The organism is Gammaproteobacteria bacterium (assembly GCA_016765075.1).
Lineage (GTDB): Bacteria > Pseudomonadota > Gammaproteobacteria.
This window is the reverse complement of record JAESQP010000147.1, coordinates 22,872-36,400: the sequence shown is the minus strand read 5'-3', so window position 1 is coordinate 36,400 and position 13,529 is coordinate 22,872. Positions and strand designations below refer to the sequence as shown.

The 13,529-nt window shown below is 44.9% G+C and carries 15 protein-coding genes; 6 read left to right on the top strand and 9 right to left on the bottom strand.

What is annotated here, in order from left to right:
- Positions 1–237: 237 nt before the first annotated feature.
- Positions 238–717 carry a bacterioferritin gene (bfr, locus tag JKY90_09205; GenBank protein MBL4852433.1) on the top strand — a complete coding sequence of 160 codons (480 nt, stop codon included), beginning with the start codon at positions 238–240 and terminating at the stop codon, positions 715–717.
- 206 nt (positions 718–923) lie between these two features.
- Here bfr and JKY90_09200 read toward each other — a convergent pair whose 3' ends face one another.
- The 4 genes from JKY90_09200 to JKY90_09185 all read right to left on the bottom strand — a co-directional run bounded on the left by JKY90_09200 (position 924) and on the right by JKY90_09185 (position 3,454).
- Positions 924–1,163 carry a bacterioferritin-associated ferredoxin gene (locus JKY90_09200; protein ID MBL4852432.1) on the bottom strand — a complete coding sequence of 80 codons (240 nt, stop codon included), beginning with the start codon at positions 1,161–1,163 and terminating at the stop codon, positions 924–926.
- Positions 1,164–1,356: 193 nt separating this feature from the next.
- Positions 1,357–2,571, bottom strand: coding sequence for a TraB/GumN family protein (locus JKY90_09195; GenBank protein MBL4852431.1), 1,215 nt, complete (start codon positions 2,569–2,571; stop codon positions 1,357–1,359).
- Positions 2,572–2,613: 42 nt separating this feature from the next.
- Entirely contained in the window at positions 2,614–3,162 is a 549-nt protein-coding gene (locus JKY90_09190; GenBank protein MBL4852430.1) for a TIGR02281 family clan AA aspartic protease, read from the bottom strand.
- Between the two features lie 70 nt (positions 3,163–3,232).
- Complete coding sequence (locus JKY90_09185; protein ID MBL4852429.1) at positions 3,233–3,454, bottom strand: DUF465 domain-containing protein; 222 nt, start codon at positions 3,452–3,454, stop codon at positions 3,233–3,235.
- Positions 3,455–3,885: 431 nt separating this feature from the next.
- On the opposite strand from JKY90_09185, the gene JKY90_09180 reads away from it, so the two are divergent.
- Positions 3,886–4,680 carry a DUF547 domain-containing protein gene (locus JKY90_09180; GenBank protein ID MBL4852428.1) on the top strand — a complete coding sequence of 265 codons (795 nt, stop codon included), beginning with the start codon at positions 3,886–3,888 and terminating at the stop codon, positions 4,678–4,680.
- Positions 4,681–4,753: 73 nt separating this feature from the next.
- The gene (locus JKY90_09175; GenBank protein MBL4852427.1) at positions 4,754–6,889 is read left to right on the top strand and encodes an FAD-dependent oxidoreductase; all 2,136 of its coding nucleotides are present in this window, start codon (positions 4,754–4,756) and stop codon (positions 6,887–6,889) included.
- A 37-nt stretch (positions 6,890–6,926) separates the two neighbouring features.
- Here JKY90_09175 and msrB read toward each other — a convergent pair whose 3' ends face one another.
- Complete coding sequence (gene msrB / locus JKY90_09170; protein ID MBL4852426.1) at positions 6,927–7,328, bottom strand: peptide-methionine (R)-S-oxide reductase MsrB; 402 nt, start codon at positions 7,326–7,328, stop codon at positions 6,927–6,929.
- 120 nt (positions 7,329–7,448) lie between these two features.
- Here msrB and purT point away from each other — a divergent pair, with 120 nt between their 5' ends.
- Positions 7,449–8,648 carry a formate-dependent phosphoribosylglycinamide formyltransferase gene (gene purT, locus JKY90_09165; GenBank protein ID MBL4852425.1) on the top strand — a complete coding sequence of 400 codons (1,200 nt, stop codon included), beginning with the start codon at positions 7,449–7,451 and terminating at the stop codon, positions 8,646–8,648.
- Between the two features lie 23 nt (positions 8,649–8,671).
- Here purT and JKY90_09160 read toward each other — a convergent pair whose 3' ends face one another.
- From JKY90_09160 to JKY90_09150, 3 genes are all read right to left on the bottom strand, one after another.
- Complete coding sequence (locus JKY90_09160; protein ID MBL4852424.1) at positions 8,672–9,187, bottom strand: sel1 repeat family protein; 516 nt, start codon at positions 9,185–9,187, stop codon at positions 8,672–8,674.
- Between the two features lie 58 nt (positions 9,188–9,245).
- Positions 9,246–9,533: a DUF4404 family protein gene (locus JKY90_09155; protein MBL4852423.1), complete on the bottom strand. Its 288-nt coding sequence runs from the start codon at positions 9,531–9,533 to the stop codon at positions 9,246–9,248.
- 158 nt (positions 9,534–9,691) lie between these two features.
- Positions 9,692–10,162, bottom strand: coding sequence for a YbaK/EbsC family protein (locus JKY90_09150; protein ID MBL4852422.1), 471 nt, complete (start codon positions 10,160–10,162; stop codon positions 9,692–9,694).
- A 234-nt stretch (positions 10,163–10,396) separates the two neighbouring features.
- Here JKY90_09150 and JKY90_09145 point away from each other — a divergent pair, with 234 nt between their 5' ends.
- Positions 10,397–12,373: a cation:proton antiporter gene (locus JKY90_09145; protein ID MBL4852421.1), complete on the top strand. Its 1,977-nt coding sequence runs from the start codon at positions 10,397–10,399 to the stop codon at positions 12,371–12,373.
- Positions 12,374–12,404: 31 nt separating this feature from the next.
- Positions 12,405–12,887 (top strand): YajQ family cyclic di-GMP-binding protein, encoded by a 483-nt coding sequence (locus JKY90_09140; GenBank protein ID MBL4852420.1) that lies wholly within the window; start codon positions 12,405–12,407, stop codon positions 12,885–12,887.
- Positions 12,888–12,954: 67 nt separating this feature from the next.
- On the opposite strand, the gene JKY90_09135 is transcribed toward JKY90_09140, so the two are convergent.
- Entirely contained in the window at positions 12,955–13,305 is a 351-nt protein-coding gene (locus JKY90_09135) for a hypothetical protein (protein ID MBL4852419.1), read from the bottom strand.
- Between the last annotated feature and the right edge of the window lie 224 nt (positions 13,306–13,529).

The window sequence follows — 13,529 nt, the reverse complement described above, 5'->3', positions numbered from 1 at the left end:
TTCGCCTTCGCATTGTAAACGATTAGCACTGTAACAGGACACAAAGGCGAGTAAAGAAGCACACAACATGAGTCATAAACACAAACGTTATCGAAATGAAAACTATTCTTATTTATCTTTAAAAAACAATAACTTAAGTTGACTAAAAAGCTGCCGAATGTTAGCTTAGCCGTAATATAAGCAGGCTAATTATCTCCAACCTGAGAAACAGGTGGTGACAACATGGGAGTAAACACAATGAAAGGCGATGCAAAGGTGCTGGAGTTTTTAAATGGTGCATTAAAAAATGAACTGACTGTCATTAATCAATATTTTTTACACGCCAGGATGTATGAAAACTGGGGCTTTAAAAAGCTCGGTAAAATGGAATTTAAAGAATCCATTGATGAGATGAAACATGCTGATCAGATCATTGAACGCATTTTGCTGCTGGAAGGGCTGCCTAATGTGCAAGACCTGGGCAAATTACTCATTGGTCAAGATGTGCCTGAAATGCTGGCGGCTGACCTCAAGCAAGAATACATTGCTCACGCACACTACACAGCCGGTATCGCTCATTGTGAAGAAGTAAAAGATTACGTCACACGTGATTTATTTACTAACATTCTCGAAAGTGAAGAAGAGCACATCGACTGGTTAGAAACCGAAATAGAATTGGTTGAAAAGCTAGGCATACAAAATTATTTGCAATCTGCTGCTTACGATATGCCAGAGTAGTTTATATATCGGAGTAGTTTATATACCAGCGTAGCTCTCTACGTAACCAACCCAAACGTGGACTTGAACATGAGCAAGCAGTTCGACCAATAACAAAAAAGGGCTGTAATACAGCCCTTTTTTTATTGTCTTAATGAAATATCAGAGAAAGCAAACAGTTATGGTCTCCTCTGTTTCAAAGAACCTACTGTTTTAGAGGAGTTTCGCTAGCTAGCGAAACTTGTTGCCACCATGTCACTGACCGTAGCAGAGGCATAATGCACTTGCTGACGCTCATGCTGCGAGTCTAATGACTCACGAATACACTGTTTGGCATGGCAACAACACTTGCCACATTGCGTTGCGACACCTAGCGTGTCCGACAAATCTTTAAGTGAACGTGCACCGTCATCAACCGCGGATTCAATATCGCGCTCGGTAATACCGTGGCAGAGACAAACGTACATTAGCCGAACCTCCTGAACGCAAAAAAAGATAAAACGTTCACTTGGAACCCACAGTAATGCAAATGATAATGATTGTCAATAAGATTTGTAGTGTCGACTAATGACTATCTGGGGCAACCAATAAACTACGCCCCCCGCGTTGCACACCCATTATATGCGCTTAGATCAGGCTTTGTGAGACTTACCAGGCTGCTCAATGACTCCCTAACAACTGTACGATACGGAACCCCGCAACATAAGTTCCAATGGCGGAGCCTACTGTTGTCAGTAAAAAAACCAGCAAGGTGCGTGATACTCGGTTGTGATACCAGCCTTTAAGTGAAGTGGCATCCTCCCTCAAACGCTTAAAATCCATGACTCTGGGTTTGCGCAGCATAGTTTCAACCAAACCGGTCACCATGCCTACCCCAAGCATAGGATTAAGTGATGTTAGGGGCGCAGCAAAAAATGCGGTAACAATTGTCAGCGGGTGTGCCAACGCAATGATGCCGCCCAACGCAGCAAGACCACCATTAATTAGCAGCCATTCCAATAATAATTGCCAACCCAGTTCGGGGCTACGTGAGAAACCAATGGCAAAACCCGTAATGACTAACGCTGCGATCAACCACGGTAGCCATTTTAAGACACTATGACCTTTAGCAATGGTGTTTAAATTTTGCAAACACTGATCAAGATCATCAGGTGGTGTATCAATATAGCTAGCCATACCATTGAGATGACCCGCACCCACAACCACTAACACCTTCTGTCCTGGGTGGTCTTTTGCGTATTGACCCAGCTTGGCCGCCATGTACTGATCACGTTCATCAACCAACGATTGATAAATCTCTGGCGCTTCACCTGAGAATTCACTGAACACCTGGTTTAACATATCGCCACGTTTGAGTTGTTCGATGTCTGCCTCGGATACATCAGCACGACTTAGCAAACTGCCAAATAACCCGGAAACCAGCATCATGCGTTTGTACCAGGGCACGCCTTTATAGACGCGACGTAAGGTAGTACCGATATTACGATCAATCAGCAGCAAGGGAATATTCTCCTCACGGGTACGCTCTATCGCCACGCGCATTTCAGCGCCAGGCTTAATGCCAAGTTTATCGGCTAACCGCTGCTGGTAAGCACCTAACATTAAACTGGCAGCCACCATTGGCACTTTGCCGGCACGAATGACCTGAAACAAATCAAGCTGCGCATCGGCATCAGCATTGTCAATCGAACGCAACCGATCGGCACACAGTTCTATCGCTACCGCATCGAAATCGTCCTGGGCTATTAATGCTGCAACAGCATCAGCACTAGTTTGAGACACATGGGCGGTACCAAGAATGGTAAATTTCGTACCATTGATCTCACGCACAATAAGTGGCTGATCTGTTGCCAATGACGAATGACTATCACTCATAAATTACTTCCAATTTTAAACGCTGAACCACGAGAGTTCTTTTTACTCCCCATTGAAGGGAATACGTTGTTTTAAAGTTAGCTGCTTGCCAATTTGGGAAAAATCCAACTGCCGTAAAAAAGACATGCCAAGCAAAATTTCTTCGCCATCCATATGCGGATTAATACTCGCCCTGACGTCATTTAATTGAATGACTCCCAGCTCGACTCGATCAAGCTGCGTGGCAAAAACTTGCACTATGCCATTGGCCGTTATCACACGATGACCAGCGCCACGACGCAGGCCAACACGCTGTGCAACCGCCTCGGGGATACTGACATTGGTGGCGCCGGTATCGAGCAAGAACACCACATCGTGACCATTTATTTTGCCACTGGCAACGTAATGACCATAGCGGTTACGCTCTAAAATGACTTCGGGCTTACCCTCAACGCTAACACGACCAGTCACCTGCTGATTGGGGTTACGTTGCTTATCCAGTAGCCCACCGAAAAAATAGGTCAAGCCCAGCAAAACGATAGCCCACATGATATAGATCATCCACTGACCTATTTTGCGTGTATCAGGGAGTTGTTGCTGGTTGTTATCCATAAGGGAATGTGGGGGCAATACAGTAAAATAAAACCGTTATCGGCTAGCTAGCAGAGCGCCAGCATTCAGATCAAGCATTGAGATCCGGAATCAGCTCGCTTTCCATGCTCGCGATCATGTCCTTTAAAATCAGCTTGCGTTTCTTGAGGCGGCGCAAACGTACTTGATCGACAGCCGGATTCTCTGCCAGTGAAGCAATCGCTTCATCCAGATCTCGGTGCTCTACTTTAAGCTCCTGCAAATCAGCACGTAGTTGTAACTGCTCCGCCTCTTGGTTATTGATCTCTGTCATCCTTACTCAGCCATTCACTGCACGACGGCAGATATCGTGGCATTATAGCAAGACTATACTAGCCCGCATTTCTCACCAGATTGACGAGCCCTCGCTTGATCTTTGAATCCACAAGGGATTTTACTCAGTCGGAAATACACTCTGTTATTCCGCTCCTTCGTAAAATCCCTTGTGAATCCAAATCTCCGCGCGATCATCTCGCCACCTGGTGAGAAATGCGGGCTAGCCTCTGACTATATGGGTATTAGCTACCTAAACACAGCCTTAAATTGGAAAATTGCCTTAAATTGGAAAATTTTAAATCTCGGCTAGACTTTCGTGAATTTTAAGCGTTAGCATATTCCTCCTAACTTTAGCGCCATCACTAACTAACCATTTTTGGAACCATTATGCTAAATCAAACTAAACACTTATTTCGCAAATCGTTATGTATGCTTAGCCTGCTGAGCCTTATTATCGTTAGCCAAACTGCCTCAGCTGCGCCCGAAGCAAAGTTAATTGATTTTTGGTTGGATCATGCTGAGAACAACACTATCGATCACCAGGCCTGGCAAAGCTTGCTCGATGAATATCTTGTTGCCGGAAACAACGGCGTTAACTTGTTCAAATATGGCGCTGTCAGCAATAGCGATCATAAAGCCCTTAAGGCTTACCTGACAACACTACAAGCCATTGACCCTCGTCAATATGACCGCGCCGAACAAATGGCCTACTGGATCAATTTGTATAACGCCTTAACCATAGATGTCGTGCTCGACGCCTACCCAACAAAGTCAATACTTAAAATTGGTGGCTCATTCTTCTCGCCCGGCCCCTGGAACAAAAAATACCTGAAGATAGCCGGACAAAAACTTAGCCTCAATGATATCGAACACGGCATTCTTCGCCCCATTTGGCAGGATTCACGCATTCATTATGTCGTTAACTGTGCCAGTTACAGCTGCCCCAACCTCAGCGCCATTGCCTATACAGCGGAAAACACCGACGAACAACTGACTACCGCAGCCAAGGATTACATTAATAACCCAAGGGGAGTTACTGTCGATGGTGAAGACCTGTTATTGTCGAAAATATTCGATTGGTATCAAGTCGACTTTGGCAACAATGAAAAAGAACTGTTAGAACAACTGGCAAATCATGCAGAACCTGAGCTTGCCAAGCGTTTGCTAAACCATGATGGCGATATTGACTACGACTACGATTGGAGCCTCAACGAGGCCAAATAATATTCGGCCGCAGACAGAGCCAATTAAATGACGAATTCAATCGACATAACACACTCAACATCAGAGGAATAAAATGAGCAAGGGAAAACTTATTGCTATTGCGGTGATCGCAGCATTGATCATCTCTTTTTTCGTTTTTGATCTCGGTCAATATTTTACGCTTGAAAAAATAAAAGAAATCAAAGACGACGTCATCGCGCTTTATGACGAAAACCCAATTAAGACGGCGCTTTCATTTTTTGGTATTTATGTTGCTATTGCTGCGCTTTCATTACCTGGGGCTGCGATACTGACACTCGTTGCTGGTGCAATATTTGGTCTTTCAAAAGGCGTTATCATTGTCTCATTTGCCAGCTCTATTGGCGCCACCCTTGCCTTTCTAGTAGCAAAACTACTGTTACGAGACAGCGTACAAAATAAATTCGGCAAACACCTCTCAACTATCAATAACGGCATAGAAAAAGAAGGTGGATTTTACCTGTTCACCATGAGGCTTATCCCGGCCATTCCTTTCTTTGCCGTTAATTTGGTGATGGGTCTGACAAAAATTAAGACGTGGACCTTCTATTGGGTCAGCCAGCTCGGCATGCTGGCAGGTACTTTTGTTTTTGTTAATGCAGGGACTGAACTCGGTAAAATTGAGTCACTCGGCGATATTCTCTCCCCCGGACTAATTTTTTCTTTTTTACTGCTTGGCATATTTCCTCTCATCGCCAAGAAAATTATTGACACAGTTAAAGCCAATAAGATACTGAAAAACTATCCTAAACCAAAAAAATTCGACACTAATATGGTAGTGATTGGCGGCGGATCGGCAGGCCTAGTCACCTCATATATTGCTGCCGCAGTCAAAGCAAAAGTCACCTTGATTGAGCGCCATAAAATGGGTGGCGACTGTCTTAACACAGGTTGTGTGCCGAGCAAGGCTATACTTCGATCCGGCAAAATGCTGTCGTATATGAAACGCGCCAAAGAATTTGGTTTTAAATCGGCTAGTGCTGATTTCGACTTCAAAGATGTGATGGAACGCGTACAAAAAATCGTACAAACCATCGAACCACATGACTCTATAGAGCGCTACAGCAGCCTTGGGGTTGACTGCGTAACCGGCGATGCCAAGGTGACCTCCCCGTACACAGTTGAGGTTAACGGCAAAATTATCACTACACCTAATATTATAATCGCAACAGGCGCACGTCCTTTTGTACCACCTATTGAAGGCATCGATAAAATCAATTACCTCACCTCAGACAATGTCTGGGATTTAAGAGATCTACCAAAGCGTCTAATTGTGTTAGGTGGCGGCCCTATCGGTTGCGAACTGGCACAGGCCTTTGCCCGTCACGGCTCCAGCGTCACACAAATTGAAATGCTGTCACGCATCATGATTCGTGAAGATGAGGAAGTCTCTGACATTATCACCAAGAAATTTGCTAATGAAGGTATTAATGTCTTAACCGATCACCGCGCTATCCGTGTCGAAGTCAACGGCGGTGAAAAACAACTCATCTGCATGTATAACGATGCCGAAGTAAGCGTGCCATTCGATGAAATTTTAGTGGCAGTGGGCAGAGCCGCCAATGTCAAAGGCTTTGGCTCGGAAGAGATCGGTGTCAATATCACCCCACGTGGCACCATTGAAGTGGATGAATACCTGCGCAGTAATGTTCCCACTATCTATGCCTGCGGTGATGTTGCAGGACCTTATCAATTCACCCACACTGCTGCTCACCAAGCCTGGTATGCCGCAGTCAATGCCCTGTTCGGCAAGTTTAAGAAGTTTAAAGTCGACTATTCAGTGATTCCCTGGGCAACCTTTACTGACCCAGAGGTCGCACGTGTTGGTCTTAACGAAACGGATGCTAAAGAACAAGACATCAAATATGAAGTCACACGTTACGATATTGATGATCTTGATCGCGCTATTGCCGACCAGGAAGCGCATGGCTTTATCAAAGTGCTCACTGTCCCTGGCAAAGATAAAATTCTTGGCGTGACGATTGTTGGCCACCATGCTGGCGATCTCATCGCTGAATATATCATGGCGATGAAACACAATATTGGGCTGAATAAAATTTTGGGTACGATTCATATCTACCCTACCCTGGCTGAATCAAATAAATATGTCGCTGGCAATTGGAAACGTGCTCATGCACCGCAAAAATTATTGGCCTGGGTTGAAAAATTCCATCGCTGGCGTCTAAGCTAAATCAGGCAACTAAAAAAATCGCTTAAAGATATTAACGTTATTCGGTGTCTTTAGAGTCAAAATCGAGAGATGCCGAATTAATACAATAGCGCTGCCCCGTGGGCTGCGGACCATCAGCAAACACATGGCCTAAGTGTGCCTCGCAATTCGCACAGCGTACTTCAACACGTTGCATGCCGTGGCTACCATCTGTTAACTGCTCAATCGCCTCATCGTTAACGGGTTGCCAAAAGCTGGGCCAACCACTGCCTGAATCATATTTCTCTGTAGCACCAAATAGCTCTGTATTACAGCAAATACAACGATAACTGCCACCCTCTTTATTGTTATAATATTCGCCAGAAAACGCCGGCTCGGTACCGCCCTTGCGCGCAACACGAAACTGTTCATCAGTTAAAACACTGCGCCACTCATGCTCTGTTTTTTTTACTTTTTCCATTGACTTATACCCTCGCTGATTGCGCATACGCAAACTATGCATTGCACCCTTGGATTAATAAGACGCTTGCACGTACACTAAGCTGTATTCGCTCCTATTGTGAAAAGGGCTCTGCAAACGATGATTATCGGTACACCGCTTACACCTTCTGCTATTCGTGTCATGTTACTTGGCGCTGGCGAGCTGGGCAAGGAAGTCATTATTGCCTTGCAACGACTGGGCGTCGAAGTAATTGCAGTAGACCGTTATGCCAATGCGCCCGGTCACCAAGTCGCTCATCGCGCCCACGTTATTGATATGACCGATGGCCTGGCACTTAAAAAATTAGTTGCACAAGAAAAACCGCATCTCATTGTGCCTGAGATTGAAGCTATTGCCACCGATGCACTGGCCGACATTGAAGCACAGGGTTTAGCCGAGGTTATTCCTTCTGCACGGGCGGTACAGCTAACAATGAATCGTGAGGGAATCCGTCGCCTGGCAGCAGAAACACTTGAACTGCCAACATCACGCTATAGTTTCGCCAGCAGCGTCAATGAACTACATATGGCCATTGATGGTGGCATTGGCTATCCCTGCCTGGTTAAACCTGTTATGTCATCATCAGGCAAGGGACAATCATTAGTCAAAGACTCTAAAGCAATAAACCAGGCCTGGAATAATGCTATGGAGGGCGGCCGTGTCAGCAAAGGCAAGGTTATTGTTGAGGAAATGATTGATTTCGATTTTGAAATCACTCTATTGACTGTTCGTGCAACCAACGCTGAAGGAGAAATAGAAACCCATTTTTGCAAGCCTATTGGCCACATACAAAAAGACGGTGATTATGTCGAGAGTTGGCAACCACAAGCGATATCTGCCAAAGCATTAGAAAAATCAAAAAATATTGCTAAGGCTGTGACCGATAATCTGGGTGGGCGCGGCCTCTTTGGTGTCGAACTATTTATTCATGGTGACAATGTGTGGTTTTCAGAAGTCAGTCCTCGCCCGCATGACACGGGCATGGTCACGATGATGACACAATGGCAAAACGAGTTTGAGCTGCATGCCCGTGCAATATTAGGCCTGCCCGTTAATACCGAGCTACGCAACCCTGGCGCCAGTGCAGTGATTTATGGCGGCATGAATGAACCAGGCATTAGCTTTGCCAATATTGATAAAGCGCTTATAACACCGGGCACGGATATAAGACTTTTTGGCAAACCAGAATCCTTCATTAAGCGGCGTATGGGGGTTGTTCTTACCCAAGCAGATGCGACACATATCGCACGTGAAAAAGCCAGCGCATCTGCCGCGATAATTAAGACCTTAAAATCGTAGCCTACTAGAGATTTACGGACGATTTACGGGCTTTGCTTTAAACGACGCTTCAACTCAACACGTTCGGCATCGGTCATATTAAGTCGTGCAAAATTATGATAGCGTAAGACAGCTTCGTTATCGACGCTAACATGTTGACCGTGGCGGTTAATAACACGATCAAACCACAAAAAAGCTTCGATAAAATCTTGCTTAATTGGCGACACCCCATCCAGATAGAGCCTACCGATTCGTGTTTGCGCAATCGCTGTGTATCCCGAAAGCACGTTATAGTCATAATCTGATTTTATTACGACCTGGTATAGACGCAGTGCCGTTTCACCATTCTGCTCAACTCCATCACCTAACGCATAGCGTCGCGCCAACTCCATAGTCGCCGTCAGATCACCTTGTTCAGTAACTTTTACGGTAAGCGTATCAATGCTCAACGTCTCATGACCAGCAAGTTGCTGTTCAGTAATGGCAGCACCAGGCTGACTAAAATTACTGCAAGCAGATAGAGAAATATTAAATGCAATCAGAAATAAAATTCGTAGCATATAAACCCAAGCAACCTCTTATTCAGCCTGCAATACGAATTTATCAATCAAAGGCTCGCTAAATACCTATTTTTGCTAGCGAATCGGCAACGTCATTCAAGGTATGCGCTAAACGAGGGTGCTCGGCCTCAAACTCAACTGCCATTCTCTTCAGACTGTGGCTGCCGATACTCGCTTGTTCATTTTTTCCTGATGACGCCGAGTGACGTCCCAGAACAACAGCAATATCTTGCGAAACAATACCGAGCATACGGTGTGCTTCGCCATCAATACTTTGCGCTCCTTGCACGTCATTCAACTTCTTGTGCAATTGCGTTAGTAAAATGTTGAGATCAGATTCAGGCATAGGACTATCGTCTCAGAATAACCAGCAAATTATAGTATCAAAACTAAGTGTTTAATTACACAATCAACACGCGAAAACTCATTTAATCTCATTTAATACTTAGAACATTAAATGTACCCATTGCCTATCGCTTCTATAATAACGCCCATTACCCGGTCTTATGCAGTGCGACAAAAATTACCGTGTGTGGCATCGCTCAACAGATTTATAAAGTCATCTGTCCTGAGATGCACTAAATCTGTGTGCGTGCCACCTTCAAAATAGATATCTTCACTATCGGCAATGCTATCGTCATAAATCACCTCGACACCATAGGCCTTACCCAAGGCTGGGGCCGCCCCTGGCGCGCAATCAAAAAACAAGCGCTCAACATCTTCTTCTGTCGCCAAACTTAAAACACGTTGATACTTACGTCGCAGCTTGCCCAATTGAATCCGTTTATCTGCTGGTAGCACTGCAACAATATAATGTTCACTATCTTGCAAAACCACGGCTTTGGCTAGCTGCTTGCCATGGATATGGGTGACTCGCGCCGTCTGCATACTGGTAATGGAATAAGGATGATCAACCACTCCATAGCGAACACCCGTACAGTCGAGATAATCTCGAAGTGTTATTGCAATAGCCATACACACCTCCTTACTAAAAGTACTCTAGTGACATTAGTCGTACACAATATCGCACAACTTATTTTAATACTCCTACCGCAAGGAAATGTCCAACAAAAAATCATATGCCACATTAATTATCATAAACTGCTATATTTGGTATAGCTAATGCAGTCTTGATCTTACATTTTTCTGCCCGCTGTTTATTGAGATAGATAAGAGGCACACGCATCATAGCAACGATGTTTTTTAAGCATGGAACAACATTCAATTTTTCTCGACATACTGATTTTAATGGCGCTATCGGTGATCGCCGTCGCCACCTTACGTCGTTTTAATCTGTCACCCATTATTGGCTATTTGTTTGTTGGTGTAATATCTGGCCCCTACGCACTGGGTTGGCTACCCGAAGGCGATGCTATTCACTTGATGGCTGAAATCGGCGTAGTCTTTCTGCTCTTTACCATCGGTCTTGAGTTTTCCATTTCACAACTTGTCGCTATGCGCACTGCAGTGCTTGGTCTCGGTGGCGCTCAAGTTATTATCTCAGTGACCGTCGGCGGCATTATTGCCTACTTTACCGGCATATCATGGGAAGCATCATTAATTATAGGCGCCATCCTGGCGTTATCATCAACCGCACTGGTCGGTAAGCAACTCAACGAACAACTGGAAATGCAGTCACGCCATGGCCGCCTGTCGATTAGCGTATTGCTTTTTCAAGACATTGCCGTTGTGCCATTTCTTATCATTATTCCTATTTTAGCCAGCGATGGTAGCCAAAATATCAGCGTGGCATTGCTTATTGCTCTAGCAAAAGGTGCCTTGGCGTTTGCCATTATGTATGGCGTCGGGCGTTATGCCCTAAGGCCTGTCTTTCATGCCGTCTCTGCCGCTAAGTCTTCAGAATTATTCACCCTGACAACCTTGTTGATTGCGCTAACCGCTGCTGCCGCTACCGCATCACTTGGCTTGTCGCTGGCCCTTGGCGCCTTCCTTGCCGGGATGATGCTAGGAGAAACTGAATATCGTCATCAAATTGAAGCTGAGATACGACCGTTTCGCGATATTTTAATGGGTTTGTTTTTTATTAGTGTCGGTGGTTTGCTAAGTATTACCAGTGTGCTTGAACACTGGCTTTGGATTTCACTGATTGTCGTCGGGCTGATTTTTATCAAGGGTTTATTGGTCGCACTGCTTGTGCGAGCAATGGGCTATGAGAATGGCGTCGCCTTTCGCACCGCTTTAGTGCTGGCGCATGGCAGTGAATTTGGTTTTGCACTGCTGACCTTGTCACTACAGCAAAATTTACTCACCAACGATGAAAGCCAACCCATTCTTGCAGCACTTATTTTAAGTATGGCACTGGCGCCAATATTAATTCGCTATAATGGTAAATTAGCAAAATGGCTATTTCGAAACTCATACCTCAAAGGCCGACAACTAAAAACCACACGCATCAGTCATGCATGCAGCGACTTATCAGACCATGTCATTCTCTGTGGTTTTGGCCGTATTGGTCAAAATTTGGCCAGCTTTCTTAAAGAAGAAAATATTGCCTATGTCGGCTTCGACACCAACCCAAGCGTCATCAAAGAAACATGGGAAGCGGGTGAGTCGGTTTACTTTGGTGATGCGACACATCACGATATGCTTAGTGCAGCCGGTATCAAGCGTGCCAAAGCACTCGTCATCACCTTTGATGATTTCCATACCGCGACCCGTATTGTTGAAAGTGTCAGGCGCCATCATAACGATATTCCTATTATCGTTAGAACAAGACACGACGAACACCTGGAGTCTCTGGAACAAGCAGGCGCCTCGGAAGTTATCCCCGATGCGCTGGAGGCAAGCATGATGCTAGCAAGTCATTTATTACGCCTGCTTGATATTGATGAAGACGAAGTTAAACGCTTAGTGAAAAATGCTCGCAGCAATAAATACCAACGCTTACGGCAGGTCTTTAGTGGTGATAAACTTAATGCTATAGAAGATGCCAGCCGTGAACGTAAACATACCGTAGTATTGCCTCCTGGTAGCCATGCCATTGGCCATAAAATTGCTAAGCTTAACTTATTGACAGACCAGTTATCTTTAAATACCGTACGCCGTGGCCGTGAAAAATTCACGCCACCAAATCCAGATATGGTACTTCAAGCTGGCGATGCACTAGTATTACAGGGTTCTTCTGAAGCGCTGGATCAGGCCGAGAAAACTCTACTAAGAGGCTAAAAAAACCTCTAACCAACAGATAAGGTGAGATATGCCATCGTTTGATGTAGTTTCTGAAATTGATATGCACGAACTCTCTAATGCGCTTGATCAGGTCAATCGCGAAGTCAGCACACGTTATGATTTCAAAGGCAGCGATGCCTCGGCCGAGCACCAAGACAGCAATATAAAACTAGAAGCAGCCAATGAGTTTCAACTTGATCAGATGCGTGACATTTTGCACCTGAAAATAGCCAAGCGCGGCATTGATGTTGCCGTACTCGATGCGGGCAAAGTTGAAAGCTCTAATCAGCGTGCACGGCAAACACTTATTTTAAAACAAGGTGTTGATACCGTCACAGCCAAAAAACTTGTTAAGCTGATTAAAGACAGCAAAATCAAAGTACAAGCATCCATCCAGGGTGAACAAGTCCGTGTCACTGGTAAAAAACGTGATGACCTGCAATCGATTATGCAGATGCTGCGCGAATCAGATATTGGGCTTCCGCTGCAATATAATAATTTTCGTGACTAACAACAGACATATTAAAAGGGGCGGTATCAACCGCCCCTTTTAAAAAAATTAAAGATTTTTACGATGACTAACCGTCAACTGCCTTCGCACCCATCTCCTTGCCGTCTTCCATCATCTCGGCACCTTTGTCCATCGCCTCCGTACCCATTTCCTTACCGTCTTCCATCATCTCGGCACCTTTATCCATAGTGGCATCAACCGCATCACCTACCATTTCTTTACCGTCATCGACCATTTCGGCGCCTTTGTCCATAGCCGCTTCACCCATATCTTTAGCGCCATCGACCACATCGCCAGCCATTTCACCCGCTTTATCCATCGTCGCCTTACCAGCATCCTTCACCTTATCAAGGTCTTCCCCGCTGCAAGCAGTGAGCGTAAAACCAACGATTACAACCAACAATAAAATTCTTAGCATATCCTTTCTCTCCTTTAATTTAGGTTTATATTGTCATCTACAGCCAACCGATACATTGTACGCGCTAATGGTGAACCTGAGCCAACCTTATCACCACTAATGCTTATTAAATAAATCAAAATTACCTGGAATCGTCTATCTAGCGAGTCTGGACAGGTTTTATTAGGTGGAAATCGAATGAACCCTGTAAAGATTCCGCATAACCCATATCACCGTTATAATCC

Coding starts and splice junctions, on each gene's coding strand:
- bfr (MBL4852433.1), top strand. CDS start 238: ATGAAAGGCGATGCAAAGGTGCTGGAGTTTTTAAATGGTGCATTAAAA.
- JKY90_09200 (MBL4852432.1), bottom strand. CDS start 1,163: ATGTACGTTTGTCTCTGCCACGGTATTACCGAGCGCGATATTGAATCC.
- JKY90_09195 (MBL4852431.1), bottom strand. CDS start 2,571: ATGAGTGATAGTCATTCGTCATTGGCAACAGATCAGCCACTTATTGTG.
- JKY90_09190 (MBL4852430.1), bottom strand. CDS start 3,162: ATGGATAACAACCAGCAACAACTCCCTGATACACGCAAAATAGGTCAG.
- JKY90_09185 (MBL4852429.1), bottom strand. CDS start 3,454: ATGACAGAGATCAATAACCAAGAGGCGGAGCAGTTACAACTACGTGCT.
- JKY90_09180 (MBL4852428.1), top strand. CDS start 3,886: ATGCTTAGCCTGCTGAGCCTTATTATCGTTAGCCAAACTGCCTCAGCT.
- JKY90_09175 (MBL4852427.1), top strand. CDS start 4,754: ATGAGCAAGGGAAAACTTATTGCTATTGCGGTGATCGCAGCATTGATC.
- msrB (MBL4852426.1), bottom strand. CDS start 7,328: ATGGAAAAAGTAAAAAAAACAGAGCATGAGTGGCGCAGTGTTTTAACT.
- purT (MBL4852425.1), top strand. CDS start 7,449: ATGATTATCGGTACACCGCTTACACCTTCTGCTATTCGTGTCATGTTA.
- JKY90_09160 (MBL4852424.1), bottom strand. CDS start 9,187: ATGCTACGAATTTTATTTCTGATTGCATTTAATATTTCTCTATCTGCT.
- JKY90_09155 (MBL4852423.1), bottom strand. CDS start 9,533: ATGCCTGAATCTGATCTCAACATTTTACTAACGCAATTGCACAAGAAG.
- JKY90_09150 (MBL4852422.1), bottom strand. CDS start 10,162: ATGGCTATTGCAATAACACTTCGAGATTATCTCGACTGTACGGGTGTT.
- JKY90_09145 (MBL4852421.1), top strand. CDS start 10,397: ATGGAACAACATTCAATTTTTCTCGACATACTGATTTTAATGGCGCTA.
- JKY90_09140 (MBL4852420.1), top strand. CDS start 12,405: ATGCCATCGTTTGATGTAGTTTCTGAAATTGATATGCACGAACTCTCT.
- JKY90_09135 (MBL4852419.1), bottom strand. CDS start 13,305: ATGCTAAGAATTTTATTGTTGGTTGTAATCGTTGGTTTTACGCTCACT.